The 13,770-nt window shown below is 68.8% G+C and carries 12 protein-coding genes; 7 read left to right on the top strand and 5 right to left on the bottom strand.

All coding sequences use genetic code 11. The features are described 5' to 3' along the window. Positions 1–21 precede the first annotated feature (21 nt). The 3 genes from gatB to gatC are packed head-to-tail and all read right to left on the bottom strand — an operon-like array spanning position 22 to position 3,286. A complete protein-coding gene (gene gatB, locus ACE3SG_RS07120; RefSeq protein ID WP_374563587.1) occupies positions 22–1,491 on the bottom strand; it encodes an Asp-tRNA(Asn)/Glu-tRNA(Gln) amidotransferase subunit GatB in 1,470 nt (489 codons plus the stop codon). Next, positions 1,488–2,990 carry an Asp-tRNA(Asn)/Glu-tRNA(Gln) amidotransferase subunit GatA gene (gene gatA / locus ACE3SG_RS07115; RefSeq protein WP_374563585.1) on the bottom strand — a complete coding sequence of 501 codons (1,503 nt, stop codon included), beginning with the start codon at positions 2,988–2,990 and terminating at the stop codon, positions 1,488–1,490. The genes gatB and gatA overlap by 4 nt, the downstream gene beginning before the upstream one ends. Then, the gene (gene gatC / locus ACE3SG_RS07110) at positions 2,987–3,286 is read right to left on the bottom strand and encodes an Asp-tRNA(Asn)/Glu-tRNA(Gln) amidotransferase subunit GatC (protein WP_374563583.1); all 300 of its coding nucleotides are present in this window, start codon (positions 3,284–3,286) and stop codon (positions 2,987–2,989) included. Before gatC ends, gatA begins: the two co-directional genes overlap by 4 nt. 413 nt (positions 3,287–3,699) lie before the next feature. Between gatC and ACE3SG_RS07105 the strand changes: the two genes are divergently transcribed. The 6 genes from ACE3SG_RS07105 to ACE3SG_RS07080 all read left to right on the top strand — a co-directional run bounded on the left by ACE3SG_RS07105 (position 3,700) and on the right by ACE3SG_RS07080 (position 10,196). Next, positions 3,700–4,743, top strand: a complete 1,044-nt coding sequence (locus ACE3SG_RS07105; protein WP_374563581.1) for a rod shape-determining protein — start codon at positions 3,700–3,702, stop codon at positions 4,741–4,743. A 138-nt stretch (positions 4,744–4,881) separates the two neighbouring features. Then, positions 4,882–5,802: a rod shape-determining protein MreC gene (mreC, locus tag ACE3SG_RS07100; RefSeq protein ID WP_374563579.1), complete on the top strand. Its 921-nt coding sequence runs from the start codon at positions 4,882–4,884 to the stop codon at positions 5,800–5,802. A gap of 25 nt (positions 5,803–5,827) precedes the next feature. Continuing rightward, entirely contained in the window at positions 5,828–6,346 is a 519-nt protein-coding gene (mreD, locus tag ACE3SG_RS07095; RefSeq protein WP_374563577.1) for a rod shape-determining protein MreD, read from the top strand. Between the two features lie 7 nt (positions 6,347–6,353). Continuing rightward, the gene (gene mrdA, locus ACE3SG_RS07090; RefSeq protein WP_374563575.1) at positions 6,354–8,468 is read left to right on the top strand and encodes a penicillin-binding protein 2; all 2,115 of its coding nucleotides are present in this window, start codon (positions 6,354–6,356) and stop codon (positions 8,466–8,468) included. After that, positions 8,465–9,619 carry a rod shape-determining protein RodA gene (rodA, locus tag ACE3SG_RS07085; RefSeq protein WP_374563574.1) on the top strand — a complete coding sequence of 385 codons (1,155 nt, stop codon included), beginning with the start codon at positions 8,465–8,467 and terminating at the stop codon, positions 9,617–9,619. The genes mrdA and rodA overlap by 4 nt, the downstream gene beginning before the upstream one ends. A gap of 160 nt (positions 9,620–9,779) precedes the next feature. Then, positions 9,780–10,196 (top strand): hypothetical protein, encoded by a 417-nt coding sequence (locus ACE3SG_RS07080; RefSeq protein ID WP_374563572.1) that lies wholly within the window; start codon positions 9,780–9,782, stop codon positions 10,194–10,196. Positions 10,197–10,209: 13 nt separating this feature from the next. Here the strand turns inward: ACE3SG_RS07080 and ACE3SG_RS07075 are convergent, their stop codons facing one another. Further along, a complete protein-coding gene (locus tag ACE3SG_RS07075) occupies positions 10,210–11,664 on the bottom strand; it encodes a sensor histidine kinase (protein ID WP_374563923.1) in 1,455 nt (484 codons plus the stop codon). 162 nt (positions 11,665–11,826) lie between these two features. After that, on the bottom strand, positions 11,827–12,498 hold the full coding sequence (locus ACE3SG_RS07070; RefSeq protein ID WP_329724668.1) for a response regulator transcription factor: 672 nt from the start codon (positions 12,496–12,498) through the stop codon (positions 11,827–11,829). 203 nt (positions 12,499–12,701) lie between these two features. Between ACE3SG_RS07070 and recA the strand changes: the two genes are divergently transcribed. Then, positions 12,702–13,751 carry a recombinase RecA gene (recA, locus tag ACE3SG_RS07065; protein WP_374563569.1) on the top strand — a complete coding sequence of 350 codons (1,050 nt, stop codon included), beginning with the start codon at positions 12,702–12,704 and terminating at the stop codon, positions 13,749–13,751. Positions 13,752–13,770 lie beyond the last annotated feature (19 nt).

The following is a 13,770-nucleotide window of genomic DNA, read 5'->3' as shown; positions in this document are numbered from 1 at the left end:
GGGACTTGTTCAGCAGGGCCTTCAGCTCAGCCGGGCTTTCAGCAGCTCGCCGGCCTGCGCCGGGTTGGCCTTGCCCTTGCTGGCCTTCATCACCTGGCCGACCAGGGCGTTGAAGGCCTTGTCCTTGCCGGCCTTGTATTCCTCGACCGACTTGGTGTTGGCGGCGATGACCTCGTCGACGATCTTCTCCAGCGCGCCGCTGTCGTTCATCTGCTTCAGGCCCTTGGCCTCGATGACGGCATCGACGTCGGTGCCGTCGCCGGTCCACAGTCCTTCGAAGACCTGCTTGGCGGCGTTGTTCGAAACCGTGCCGTCCTGGATGCGCGCAATCAGCGCGGCCAGCGTCGCCGGCGCCACCGGCGCGTCGGCGATCTCGCGGTCTTCGGTGTTGAGCCGTTTGCTGACCTCGCCCATCAGCCAGTTGGCGACCAGCTTCGGCGCCTTGCTCGCGTCGCGCGCCGCCTCGTAGTAGCGCGCGAAGGCCAGGCTCTGCGTCATCATCGACGCGTCGTACTCGGCCAGGCCGTCGGCGGTGACGAAGCGCTCGGCCATCGCGCCGGGCAGCTCGGGCATCGCGGCCTTGACCTCTGCCACCCACTCGGGCGCGATCACCAGCGGCGGCAGGTCGGGGTCGGGGAAGTAGCGGTAGTCGTGTGCGTCTTCCTTGGTGCGCATCGATCGCGTCGCACCGCGGCCGCCGTTGGCGTCCGGGTTGAACAACACCGTGGCTTGCTGCACGGCGCGGCCATCTTCGATCTCGTCGATCTGCCACTGCACCTCGGCGTCGATCGCCATCTGCAGGAAGCGGAAGCTGTTCAGGTTCTTGATCTCGCGCCGCGTGCCATAGGGCGCGCCGGGCTTGCGCACCGACACGTTGGCGTCGCAGCGGAACGAGCCTTCCTGCATGTTGCCGTCGCAGATGCCCAGCCACACGACCAGCGTGTGCAAGGTCTTGGCATAGGCCACGGCTTCGGCGGCCGAGCGCATGTCGGGCTCGGTCACGATCTCGAGCAGCGGCGTGCCGGCGCGGTTCAGGTCGATGCCCGAGCAGCCCGGCGTCTCCAGCCCTTCGTGCATCGACTTGCCGGCGTCTTCCTCGAGGTGGGCGCGGGTCAGGTGCACCGTCTTGGCGTGGTCGCCGACGAAGAAATGCACCGTGCCGCCTTGCACCACCGGCGTCTCGTACTGGCTGATCTGGTAGCCCTTGGGCAGGTCGGGGTAGAAGTAGTTCTTGCGGGCAAAGATCGACAGCGGCGCGACCTTGGCGCCGACCGCCAGGCCGAAGCGGATCGCCCGCTCGACCGCGCCGCGGTTGATCACCGGCAGCGTGCCGGGCAGGGCCAGGTCGACCGGGCAGGCCTGGGTGTTCGGCGCGGCGCCGAACTGGGTCGACGCACCGGAGAAGATCTTCGACGCGGTCGACAGCTGGGCGTGGGTCTCGAGGCCGATCACGACCTCGTAGCCACGAACGAGTTGCGGTGCACTGGTCATGGTTGGCGGGTGTGGAAGTCAGTGGCTTGCTGGAAGGCGTGGGCCGCATGCAGCAGCTGGCCTTCGGCGAAGTAGTTGCCCAGCAGCTGCAGGCCGACCGGCATGCCCCCTTCACCGAAGCCCGCCGGCACGCTCATGCCGGGCAGGCCGGCCAGGCTGCCGGGCAGCGTGAAGATGTCGGCCAGGTAGGCCTTGACCGGGTCGTCGCCCTGCTCGCCGAGCTTCCACGCCACCGTCGGGGCCACGGGGCCGGCGATCAGGTCGCACGCCTTGAAGCAGGCCTGGAAGTCGTCGGCGATCATGCGGCGCAGCTTCTGCGCCTGCAGGTAGTAGGCGTCGTAGTAGCCGTGGCTGAGCACGTAGGTGCCGATCATGATGCGGCGCTTGACCTCGGGGCCGAAGGCCTCAGAGCGCGACTTCTTGTACATGTCCAGCAGGTCGCCATACTGGGCCGCGCGGTGGCCATAGCGCACGCCGTCGAAGCGGCTCAGGTTCGAGCTGGCCTCGGCCGGCGCGATGATGTAGTACACCGGGATCGACAGCTCGGTGCGCGGCAGGCTCACGTCGACCAGCGTGGCGCCGAGCTTCTCGTACTCGGCCAGCGCGGCGCGCAGCGCACCGTTCACATCGGCGGCCAGCGCGGCGGGGAAGAACTCTTTCGGCAGGCCGATGCGCAGGCCCTGCAGCGGCTTGGCGGCCGAGGCGCCGGCACGCGGCGCCAGCATCTGGGCATGGAAGTCTTGCGGCGGGCGCTGCAGGCTGGTCGCGTCGCGCTCGTCGAAGCCGCTCATCGCCGACAGCAGCAGCGCGCAGTCTTCGGCCGAGCGGGCCATCGGGCCGGCCTGGTCCAGGCTGGAGGCGAAGGCGATCATGCCGTAGCGCGAGCACACGCCGTAGGTCGGCTTGATGCCGGTGATGCCGGTGAAGCTGGCCGGCTGGCGGATCGAGCCGCCGGTGTCGGTGCCGGTGGCGGCCGGCACCAGGCGCGCCGCCACGGCCGCGGCCGAGCCGCCGGACGAGCCGCCCGGCACGCGCGCCTCGTCCCACGGGTTCTGGACCGGGCCGTAGGCCGAGTTCTCGTTGGCCGAACCCATCGCGAACTCGTCGCAGTTCAGCTTGCCCAGGCTCACGACGCCGGCGGCCGCCAGGCGCGCCACCACCGTCGCGTCGAACGGGCTGGCGTAGCCTTCGAGCATCTTCGAGCCGGCGGTCGAGGGCTGGCCCTTGGTGACGAAGATGTCCTTGTGGGCGATCGGCACGCCGGTCAGCGCGCCGCCCTGGCCGCCAGCGCGCGCCGCATCGGCCGCCTGGGCCGCCGCGCGGGCGCCCTCGGCATCGACGTGCAGAAAGGCGCCGAGTGCGCGCTGGTCGTTGATGCGGCCCAGCAGGTGGTCGACCAGCTCGGCGCTGGAGACCTGCTTGTCGGCCAGGGCGCGGCTCAGCTGGGCCACGCCCAGGTCATGCAAGGCAGAGGAGGGGGCAGAAGAGGGGGCGCTCATTCGATCACCTTCGGCACCAGGAACAGGCCGTTTTCGAGCGCCGGCGCGCTGGCCTGGTTGGCTTCGCGGTCGTTCGATTCGGTGACACGGTCGTCACGCAGCCGCAGCTCGACCGCCTGCACCGCCGACAGGGGCGTGTACAGCGGCTCGACGCCGCGCGTGTCGACCGCGCTCATCTGCTCGACGATGCCGAAAAAGCCATTGAGCTGGCCCAGCATCGCATCGGCCTCGGTGGGCGAGAGTTCCAGCCGCGCCAAATGGGCGATGCGGCTCACATCCGCGGGGGTGAGTGGCATGAGATGGACTTGGGTTGAAGCGCGCAGTATGCGCGGCGGGCTTTCGAGGGCGGCAGGCCCGCAAAAATAGGGTGCCTTACCTCGGTGGCCACAGGGGCTTGCGGTATTATCTCCGGTTAATCCACAAGCCGCCGGTTCACTCTGGTGCGGCCTTTCCGACAGGTCGATGACGACGCCGTGAAGGTCACGCGAGAGGCAGCGCGAAACACGCGGTGTCGTGGGTCACGTTTGGAATCCTCAGCTTGCGGTGTCCCGGCCTTAACCTGCGCCACTCACCGCACCGCACCAGCCCTCCGCGCTCCAACGCCGCGCCCCATCCCATGCAGTCCGAGGCTCTGAACCCGATCGTGCGCCCTTGCGGCGCCCGTGGTGCGTTCGCCCCGGCGCTGTCAGCCCCCCTCATTTGACCGCCAATGTTCGCTCCACTGCGTCGTTACTTCTCGACCGACCTCGCCATCGACCTGGGCACCGCCAACACGCTGATCTACGTCCGCGGCAAGGGCATCGTGCTCGACGAGCCCTCGGTCGTCTCGATCCGCCATGAAGGCGGCCCGAGCGGCAAGAAGACCATCCAGGCCGTCGGCAAGGAAGCCAAGGCCATGCTGGGCAAGGTGCCCGGCAACATCGAGGCCATCCGCCCGATGAAGGACGGCGTGATCGCCGACTTCACCGTCACCGAGCAGATGCTCAAGCAGTTCATCAAGATGGTGCACCCGCGCTCGGTGCTCAAGCCGAGCCCGCGGATCATCATCTGCGTGCCCTGCGGCTCGACCCAGGTCGAGCGGCGCGCGATCCGTGAGTCGGCGCTGGGCGCCGGCGCCAGCGAGGTCTACCTGATCGAAGAGCCGATGGCCGCCGCGATCGGCGCTGGCCTGCCGGTCAGCGAGGCCTCGGGCTCGATGGTGGTCGACATCGGCGGCGGCACCACCGAGGTCGGCGTCATCTCGCTCGGCGGCATGGTCTACAAGGGCTCGGTGCGCGTCGGCGGCGACAAGTTCGACGAAGCCATCATCAACTACATCCGCCGCAACTACGGCATGCTGATCGGCGAGCCCACCGCCGAAAGCATCAAGAAGAGCATCGGCTCGGCCTTCCCCGGCAGCGAGGTCAAGGAGATGGAGGTCAAGGGCCGCAACCTCAGCGAAGGGGTGCCGCGCAGCTTCACGATCAGCTCCAACGAGATCCTCGAAGCGCTGACCGACCCGCTGAACCAGATCGTCTCGGCGGTGAAGAACGCGCTCGAGCAGACCCCGCCCGAGCTGGGCGCCGACATCGCCGAGCGCGGCATGATGCTGACCGGCGGCGGCGCGCTGCTGCGCGACCTTGATCGCCTGCTGGCCGAAGAGACCGGCCTGCCGGTGCTGGTGGCCGAAGACCCGCTGACCTGCGTGGTGCGCGGTTGCGGCATGGCGCTCGAACGCATGGAGCGCCTGGGCGCCATCTTCACCTCGGAGTGAGGCTGAGGCTCGGCCGCCATGAGTTGTAGGCCGGTGCCCGGAACCCGCATGAACCTGCCGCTCGGCGGTTCGCCTGCGCCGCACCGGCCGCGCCCCGACCACGGCGGCCCGGCCCCCGGTTAACCCAGCGCCAGCGCCATGCCCCTCGGCACGCTCGACCGCTCGCCACCACCGTTCTTCCGCCAGGGTTTGCCGGCGCGGACCAAGCTCGCGCTGTTCGCGGCGCTGGCGATCTTCTTGATGGCCGCCGACGGCCGGGTCGGCCTGATCAAACCATTGCGAGCCGCGGCCGCCACCGCGCTGCTGCCGCTGGTGCGGGTGCTCACCGTGCCGGTTCAGGCTTGGGGCAGCGGCGGCGACTACCTGGCCGGCCTGCAGACCGCGCTGGCCAACGAAAACGCGATGCGCGCCCGCCTGGCCGAGCAGGCCGAGCGCTCGGCCCGGGCCGACCAGCTGGCGCAGGAAAACGCCCGCCTGCGGGCCCTGCTCGAGCTGCGGCCCGCGGTGCCGGTGAAGACGCTGGCCGCCGAGGTGCTGTACGAGGCGCCCGACCCGTTCTCGCACAAGCTGTTCCTCGACCGCGGCGGCCAGCACGGCGTGGTCGCCGGCGCGCCGGTGATCAACGAGGCCGGCGTGCTGGGACAGGTGACGCGGGTCTACCCGTTCTCGGCCGAGGTCACGCTGCTGGTCGACAAGGACGCCGCGATCCCGGTGATCAACACCCGCACCCAGCACCGCAGCGCGGCCTTCGGTAACGGCGACGGCAGCACGATGGAGCTGCGCTTCGTCGGCGGCAACGACGACGTGCAGGCCGGCGACGTGCTGACCACCAGCGGCACCGACGGCGTCTACCCGCCCGGCCTGCCGGTGGCCAAGGTGGCGGCGGTCGACCGCCGCGCCGACTCGGCCTTCGCCCGCATCGCGCTGGCCCCGGCCGCCTTGCCCGACGGCGTGCGCCACGTGCTGGTGCTGGAGCCGCTGAGCGTGCAGCTGCCGGCCCGGCCCGAGCCGCCGCCGGAGCCCGAGAACGCGCGCACGCGCCGCGGAGGCCGGCGATGATCCAACCCTCTCTGGGGGCGACACCATGATCATGCCGCGCGGCGACCAGCTGCTGCTGCCGGTCAACCCGCTGTTCCTGTGGTTCACGCTGTTGCTGGCCTTTGCGCTGAACATCGTGCCGATGGGCCGCAGCGCCGCGATGCCCGACCTGGTGGCCTTGACGCTGGTGTTCTGGAACGTGCACCAGCCGCGCCGCGTGGGCATCGGCTGGGCGTTCCTGTTCGGGCTGCTGATGGACGTGCACCAGGGGGCACTGCTGGGCCAGCATGCGCTGGCCTACACGGTGCTGAGCTACCTGGCGATCATGGTCCACCGCCGCCTGGTGTGGTTCGGCCTGCTGCAGCAGATGCTGCAGGTCCTGCCGCTGTTCTTCGCTGCGCACGCGGCCTCGCTGATCGTGCGGCTGATCGTCGGCGACAGTTTCCCGGGCTGGACGCTGGTGCTCGCGCCGCTGGTCGAGACCGCGTTGTGGCCGGTCGCCAGCGCGCTGATGCTGGCCCCGCAGCGCCGCCCGCCCGACCCGGACAAGAACCGCCCGCTGTGAGCCCGGCGTGACGGAGTTAAAGGACCTTGCACGCGAGCTGGACCGCTTCCGGCTGCGCATCCTGGCCGCGGCGCTGTTCGTGCTGCTCGGCTTCGGCCTGCTGACGGCGCGGCTGGTCTACCTGCAGGTGATCCGCCACGACGAGCTGTCGACCAAGGCCGAGGCGAACCGCACCGCGATCGTGCCGATCGTGCCCAACCGCGGCCGCATCGTCGACCGCCACGGCGTGGTGCTGGCCAACAACTACACCGCCTACACGCTGGAGATCACACCGAGCAAGGTCGACGACCTGGAGGCGACGATCAACGGCCTGGCCGAGCTGGTCGACATCCGGCCCAGCGACCGGCGCCGCTTCAAACGCCAGCTCGAGGAAAGCAAGAGCTTCGAGTCGCTGCCGATCCGCAACCGGCTGTCCGAGACCGAGATGGCGCGCTTCATCGCGCAGCGCTTTCGCTTCCCGGGTGTCGACATCAAGGCGCGGCTGTTCCGCAACTACCCGCTGGGCGAGACCGGCAGCCACCTGATCGGCTACATCGGCCGCATCAACCAGGCCGAGAAGCTGGCGATGGAAGACTGGGAGGAAGAAACCCAGGCCAACTACCGCGGCACCGAGTACATCGGCAAGCTCGGGCTGGAGCAGTCGTACGAGAGCGAGCTGCACGGGCGCACCGGCGTCGAGCAGGTCGAGACCTCGGCCGGCGGGCGCGCGGTGCGCCGGCTCGACAGCAAGCCGTCGACCCCGGGCAACACGCTGATCCTGTCGATCGACATCAAGCTGCAGGCCCTGGTCGAGCAGTTGTTCGGCGATCGCCGCGGCGCACTGGTGGCGATCGACCCGCGCAATGGCGAGGTGCTGGCCTTCGTCTCCAAGCCGACCTTCGACCCGAACCTGTTCGTCGACGGCATCGACCAGGAGAACTGGTCGGCACTGAACGAGAACATCGACAAGCCGCTGCTGAACCGCGCGATCCGCGGCACCTACCCGCCGGGCTCGACCTTCAAGCCGTTCATGGCGATCGCGGCGCTGAACTCGGGCAAGCGCGCCGCCAGCACGGTGATCATGGACAACCTGACCTACAGCTTCGGCGGCCGCACCTTCGGCAGCCCCGAGACCGACCGCGCCGGCCCGAAGGACATGCGCGCGGCGATCGTGACCTCCAGCAACGTCTACTTCTACAGCCTGGCCAACGAGATGGGCGTGGACCTGATCCACGACCAGCTCGAGCCGTTCGGCCTGGGCCGCAAGACCGGCATCGACATGGAAGGCGAGCTGACCGGCGACCTGCCGTCGACCGAATGGAAGCGCCGGCGCTTCAAGAAGCCGGAGCAGCAGAAGTGGTTCCCCGGCGAGACGATCTCGCTGGGCATCGGCCAGGGCTACAACAACTTCACGATGCTGCAGATGGCCACCGGCGTGGCGACGCTGTCGTCCGGTGGCCAGCGCTTCAAGCCGCGCCTGGTGCACGAGGTCGAAGACATGGTCAGCGGCGAAAAGCGCAGCATCTCGTCGCAGGCGCTGGAGCCGATCCCGTTGAAGCCCGAGCATGTGTCGGTGATCCGCGATGCGATGAACGGCGTGACGATCGCCGGCACCTCGGCACGCGTGTTTGCCGGCGCGGCCTACCAAAGCGGCGGCAAGACCGGCACCGCGCAGGCGGTGGGCGCCCGGGCCAACGAGAAATACAGCGCGGCCCGCATGGCCGAGCATCTGCGCGACCATTCGCTCTACATCGCCTTCGCGCCGCTGGACGAACCGCGCGTGGCGCTGGCGGTGATCGTGGAAAACGCCGGCTGGGGCTCGGGCGCCGCCGCGCCGATCGCCCGCCGGGTGCTGGACTATCTGCTGGTGGACCAATACCCGAGCGAAGAGGACATCGCGCTGGTGCGTGAAGGCAAGGGCGTGGCGCCGATCGGCACGCCGCGCAAGCCGGCCGACGTGCCGCTGCCCAGCGGCGTGAGCGCCTCGGTGGCGATGGGCCTGGTGGCGGCGCCGGACCCTGCCGCCAGTGCGGCCAGCGCGGCCAGCGCGGCGGGCGCGGCCTCGTCGGCGCCGCGGGCGGCGCTGCCGTCAACACCGCGGCCTGCAGCGGCGTCGGCCACCGCTTCCGGAGGCCAGCGATGAGCGTGGTGATCGAACGCCGGCCCCTGTGGCAACGCATCCTGCCGGTGTTCTCCGGCTTCGACCTGCCGTTGCTGCTGGGCCTGCTGGTGCTCGGTGGCCTGGGCCTGCTGACGATGTACTCGGCCGGCTACGACCACGGCACACGCTTCGTCGACCATGGCCGCAACATGCTGCTCGCGCTGATGCTGCTGTTCCTGGTCGCCCAGGTGCCGCCGCAGCGCTTGATGCGCGTCGCCGTCCCGCTGTACACCGTCGGTGTCGTGCTGCTGGTCGCCACGGCCTTGTTCGGCGTCACCAAGAAGGGCGCGACGCGCTGGCTCAACATCGGTGTCGTGATCCAGCCCAGCGAGCTGATGAAGCTGGCGATGCCGCTGATGCTGGCGTGGTGGTTCCAGAAGCGCGAGAGCCAGCTGCGCACGCTCGACTTCGCGGTGGCCGGCGCACTGCTGCTGGTGCCGGTCGGTCTGGTGGTCAAGCAGCCGGACCTGGGCACCGCGATCCTGATCCTGTCGGGCGGGCTGTACGTGATCTACTTTGCCGGCCTGTCGTGGAAGCTGATCCTGCCGGTGTTGCTGGCCGGCATGCTGGCGATCGGCGCGCTGGTGTTCTCGGCCGACCAGATCTGCCAGGACGACGTGAAGTGGCCGCTGTTGCGCGACTACCAGAAGCACCGCGTCTGCACGCTGCTCGACCCGACGACCGACCCGCTGGGCAAGGGCTTCCACATCATCCAGGGCATGATCGCGATCGGCTCGGGCGGCCCCACCGGCAAGGGCTTCATGAAGGGCACGCAGACGCACCTGGAGTTCATCCCCGAGCGCACCACCGACTTCATCTTCGCCGCCTATGCCGAAGAGTTCGGCCTGCTCGGCACGCTGGGGCTGATCGCCTGCTTCAGCTTCGTGCTGATACGCGGCCTGATCATCGCGGCCGAGGCGCCCACCGTGTTCACCCGGCTGCTCGGCGGCGCACTGACCCTGAGCTTCTTCACCTACGCGATGGTGAACATGGGGATGGTCAGCGGCATCTTGCCGGTGGTTGGCATCCCGCTGCCGTTCATCAGCTACGGCGGCACCGCGATGGTCACGCTCGGCCTGGCACTGGGCATGTTGATGTCCATCGCGCGCAGCCGGCGGTTGATGCAAAGCTGACGCGCGTCAACCGCGCGCACCTTACACAACTTACACCCCATGAGTAGGGGAGAGCTTTCGATACGTCTGGTCACTAGACTGCGCCGCGGCATGGCAGACGGTGCGCAACGGATGTCAGGCCGACAACATACCAACCATTGACTTTCGGAGCACTCACTACATGTCCAAGATCATCACGATCGCCGCTGTCCTGCTGGCCACCGCCGGCGCTGCCCAAGCCGCCAAGATCCCCGCCAACATCAAGTTCGACGGCTACTGCGACGGCTTCACCAACCTGACCGTCAACGGCGGCTACGTGACCGGCCAACGCGACTTCACGAACTGCGGCACCTACACGCCCGACGCCGTGATGGGCCCGACCGGCAAGCTGCTGGCCGGCAGCCTCGTCAAGGGCTACTCGCTGACCGAAGCCAGCGCCGTGCAGTTCGGCACCACCTACGGCTGGGTCGTCAACACCGACGGCACCTGGTCGGTGTACGCAACCGAATCCGGCTCGCTGATCAACAGCGGCACCTGGTCTGCCGGCTACCCGCTGACCGGCGCCAAGGCCGACGGCAAGGTCTCGACCGCCAAGTGATCACGTTTCGGCGTTAGGCCGGTGAGGCGCTGACCGGTCCGGACCGGCTCGGTGCCTGCACCGGAAAGCGCACCGTGAACACCGTCCCCGGCCCCCCGGCCGGGGACCCCGCCGAGGGCCGGGCCTGGTCGATCGTGACCGTCGCCTGGTGCTTGTCGGCAATCTCTCGCACGATGGCCAACCCCAGGCCGCTGCCATCCACGTTCGTGCCCAGCGCACGGTAGAACGGCTGGAACACCAGCTCGCGCTCCGCTTCGGCAATGCCGGGGCCGTTGTCTTCCACCTGCAGCACCAGCACCTGGCCGAACGGGTCGGGCGTCACGCGCACGGTGACGGTGCCCCCTTCAGGCGTGTACTGCAGCGCGTTGTCGACCAGGTTGCGGATCATCTCGCGCACCAGGATCGGCTGGCCGCGCAAGCGCGGCACCGCGTCGCCGCTGACCTCGGGGCCCTCGTAGCCCAGGTCGATGCGCTTGTCCATCGCCTTCGGCACGAAGTCCTGCACCGTGTCCACCGCCAGGCGCACGAGGCTGAAATCCTGCGCCTTGCGCGCCGATTCTTCGTCTTCTGCACGGGCCATCGCCAGCAACTGGTTGACCATGTGCGCCGCGCGCTGGCTCGAGCGGGCAATCTGCTGCAGCGAGCGCTTGATCGACTGCGCGTCGCCGGCGCCACTGTCGATCTCGCGCTGGGCCAGCTCGGCCTGGGTGCGTAGCCCCGCCAGCGGCGTTTTCAGCTGGTGCGCCGCGTCGGCCAGAAAATGCTTCTGCGTCGCCATCGACTGGTCGAGCCGGGTCAACAGGTCATTGATCGCGCGCACCAGCGGCGCCACCTCTTCGGGCACATCGTGCTGGTCGATCGGGCTCAGGTCGTGGCTCTGGCGGCGCTGGATGCGCTGCTGCAGGTGGCTCAAGGGTGCGATGCCACGCGCCAGTGCAAACCAGACCAGCAGCACCGCCACCGGCAGGATCACGTACTGCGGCAGCAGCACGCCCTTGATGATCTCGGTCGTCAGGCGGCTGCGCTTTTCCATCGTCTCGCCCACCTGCACCAGGCCGATGCGCAGCGGCTCGCCCGGCGCCGGCACCAGCCGCAGGCTGGCCACACGCACCGGCTCGTTCTGCACCGTCTCGTCGCGAAACTGCACCTCGCCGGCGGGCGGTGCCAGGCCGGCATCGGTGTCCGGCGCCGGCAGTTCGCGGTCACCGGCCAGCAGCTCGCCCTGTTCGCCCAGCACCTGGTAGTAGACGCGGTCGACATCGTCGCTGCGCAGCAGCGCCGCCGCCGGCTCGGGCAGGCGCAAGGCCTTGTCGTGCGGCAGGTTGGCATCGGCGGCCACCACCTGGCGCGCGATCATGCGCGTCAGCTGCGCGAGGTCGCGATCGTAGGGGCGGGCGGCGATGTTCTGCGCCACCAGCCAGGTCAGGGCCGCGCTCATCGGCCACAGCAGCAGCAGCGGCACCAGCATCCAGTCCAGGATCTCGCCGAACAGCGACCGTTGCTCGCGGGAGTTGGCCTTGCTCACGCCGTCAGCATAAGGCCGCTCGCGGGCGCCCGCGCAGCCAACCGGCCGGGCCAAAGCCGCACGCGCCGCTTGACATGGGCCGCGCTGCGCGCACCCCGGGCGCCGTCAGCTCTGGATCTTTTCGAGGCAGTAGCCGAGGCCGCGCACGGTCGCGATGCGGATCGGGCCTTGCTCGATCTTCTTGCGCAGGCGGTGGATGTAGACCTCGATCGCGTTGTTGCTGACCTCTTCGCCCCATTCGCACAGGCGAGCCACCAGCTGGTCCTTGCTGACCAGCCGGCCGGCGCGCTGCAGCAGCACCTCGAGCAGGCTGATCTCGCGCGCCGACAGCTCGATCATCTGGTCGTTGATGTAGGCGACCCGGCCGGTCGCATCGAAGCTCAGCGGGCCGTGCTTGATCACGCTGGACGCCGTGCCCAGGCCGCGCCGGGTCAGGGCGCGCACGCGCGCTTCGAGCTCTTGCAGCGAAAAGGGCTTGGCCATGTAGTCGTCGGCGCCCAGGTCCAGGCCCTTGACGCGCTGCTCGACCGAATCGGCCGCCGTGAGGATCAGCACCGGCATGCTCGAGCCGCGTGCCCGCAGCTTGCGCAGCACCTCCAGCCCATGCAGGCGAGGCAGGCCGAGGTCCAGGATCACCAGGTCGAACTCGTGCGAGGCGAGGGCGGCGTCGGCCTCGCTTCCACTGGCCACGTGGTCCACCGCGTAGCCCGCGCCCCGCAGCGAGCGCAGCAGCCCATCGGCCAGCACCTGGTCATCTTCCGCAATCAGAATGCGCATCGGCCTTGTCTCCTTGGCAGGCGGCTCTTGGGCTCGCCCGAACGCTGCGTGTCGGCACCGTCACGGTGATTCTAGGGAGCCGCCCTGTCCCCTGCTTGACGGCCGACAAGGCTCGAAAATCCACTGTACAGATATCCAGCTTCTGACATAATCGGCCCCACTTTGCTGACTACCGATCGACCCGAATGAGGAGGCCCGCCACCATGGATGCACCCGTGAAAAACCTGAACACCGAGAAGTCCAAGGCCCTGGCGGCCGCACTGGCCCAGATCGAAAAGCAGTTCGGCAAGGGTTCGATCATGCGCCTGGGCGAAGGCGAGGTGATCGAAGACATCGAAGTCGTCTCCACCGGCTCGCTGGGGCTGGACATCGCGCTGGGCGTCGGCGGCCTGCCGCGCGGCCGGGTGGTCGAGATCTACGGCCCCGAATCGTCGGGCAAGACCACGCTGACGCTGCAGGTCGTGGCCGAGATGCAAAAGAAGGGCGGCGTGGCCGCCTTCATCGACGCCGAGCATGCGCTCGACATCGGCTATGCGCAAAAGCTCGGCGTCAACCTGCAAGAGCTGCTGATCAGCCAGCCCGACACCGGTGAGCAGGCGCTCGAGATCGTCGACTCGCTGGTCCGCTCCGGCGCGGTCGACCTGGTGATCGTCGACTCGGTCGCGGCGCTGACGCCCAAGGCCGAGCTCGAAGGCGAAATGGGCGACAGCCTGCCCGGCCTGCAGGCCCGCCTGATGAGCCAGGCGCTGCGCAAGCTGACCGCCACGATCAAGAAGACCAACACCATGGTCATCTTCATCAACCAGATCCGCATGAAGATCGGCGTGATGTTCGGCAGCCCCGAGACCACCACCGGCGGCAACGCGCTCAAGTTCTACTCGTCGGTCCGGCTGGACATCCGCCGCATCGGCTCGATCAAGAAGGGCGAAGAGATCATCGGCAACGAGACCCGCGTCAAGGTCGTCAAGAACAAGGTCTCGCCCCCGTTCAAGGAAGCCGAGTTCGACATCCTCTACGGCGAGGGCATCAGCCGCGAAGGCGAGATCATCGACCTGGGCGTGGCCGCCAAGATCGTCGAGAAATCGGGCTCCTGGTACGCCTACAACGGCGAGAAGATCGGCCAGGGCAAGGACAACTCGCGCGAGTTCCTGCGCGAGAACCCCGAGCTGGCGCGCGAGATCGAAAACAAGGTCCGCGAAGCGATGGGCGTGCCGCTGCTGGGTGACGCCGGCGCAGAGGCGGCCGCCAAGTAAGGCGCCCCCGCCGCGGTGA

Source organism: Ideonella sp. (assembly GCF_041914305.1).
In the GTDB taxonomy this organism is placed as follows: Bacteria; Pseudomonadota; Gammaproteobacteria; order Burkholderiales; family Burkholderiaceae_C; genus Ideonella.
The sequence above is the reverse complement of the archived record's forward strand: the minus strand, read 5'-3'. Positions and strand labels throughout refer to the sequence as shown.

Coding starts and splice junctions, on each gene's coding strand:
- gatB (WP_374563587.1), bottom strand. CDS start 1,491: ATGACCAGTGCACCGCAACTCGTTCGTGGCTACGAGGTCGTGATCGGC.
- gatA (WP_374563585.1), bottom strand. CDS start 2,990: ATGAGCGCCCCCTCTTCTGCCCCCTCCTCTGCCTTGCATGACCTGGGC.
- gatC (WP_374563583.1), bottom strand. CDS start 3,286: ATGCCACTCACCCCCGCGGATGTGAGCCGCATCGCCCATTTGGCGCGG.
- ACE3SG_RS07105 (WP_374563581.1), top strand. CDS start 3,700: ATGTTCGCTCCACTGCGTCGTTACTTCTCGACCGACCTCGCCATCGAC.
- mreC (WP_374563579.1), top strand. CDS start 4,882: ATGCCCCTCGGCACGCTCGACCGCTCGCCACCACCGTTCTTCCGCCAG.
- mreD (WP_374563577.1), top strand. CDS start 5,828: ATGATCATGCCGCGCGGCGACCAGCTGCTGCTGCCGGTCAACCCGCTG.
- rodA (WP_374563574.1), top strand. CDS start 8,465: ATGAGCGTGGTGATCGAACGCCGGCCCCTGTGGCAACGCATCCTGCCG.
- ACE3SG_RS07080 (WP_374563572.1), top strand. CDS start 9,780: ATGTCCAAGATCATCACGATCGCCGCTGTCCTGCTGGCCACCGCCGGC.
- ACE3SG_RS07075 (WP_374563923.1), bottom strand. CDS start 11,664: ATGCTGGTGCCGCTGCTGCTGCTGTGGCCGATGAGCGCGGCCCTGACC.
- ACE3SG_RS07070 (WP_329724668.1), bottom strand. CDS start 12,498: ATGCGCATTCTGATTGCGGAAGATGACCAGGTGCTGGCCGATGGGCTG.
- recA (WP_374563569.1), top strand. CDS start 12,702: ATGGATGCACCCGTGAAAAACCTGAACACCGAGAAGTCCAAGGCCCTG.